The sequence below is a fragment of the Virgibacillus sp. 7505 genome (assembly GCF_002272135.1).
Classification (GTDB): Bacteria; Bacillota; Bacilli; order Bacillales; family Amphibacillaceae; genus Terribacillus.
Genome location: NZ_NPBF01000092.1, coordinates 1 through 347 on the forward strand (window position 1 = coordinate 1; position 347 = coordinate 347).

1 protein-coding gene is annotated in these 347 nt (G+C 47.6%); it reads left to right on the plus strand.

Translation table 11 applies throughout. The features are described from left to right. Window positions 1-347: IS30 family transposase (locus tag CHH91_RS18065; protein ID WP_286160838.1), on the plus strand; the 347-nt coding region annotated here is incomplete at both ends.

A 347-nucleotide genomic window follows, 5' to 3' on the forward strand; every position in this document is an offset into this window, starting at 1 on the left:
ATCCCCATGCCAGACCGAACGGCCGCCTCGATGGAAGCGGCCATCCGAAAGGTAGAAACCTCTTTGCCTAAAAACGCCTTTCAAACAGCCACCGTAGACCGTGGAAAAGAGTTTGCCTGTTATGGCCCGATCGAAAAATCAGGAGCGATTTCCTTTTATTTTGCCGATCCTTATTCTTCATGGCAAAGAGGCAGTAACGAGAACGGGAATGGCCTCCTGCGAGAGTTCTACCCGAAGGGAACGGATTTTGCTTGCATCGATCCATTTGAATTAGCTAGGAATTTAGCTCTTATCAATGAACGACCAAGAAAATGTTTACAATGGCGAACAGCACACGAGGCTTTTAC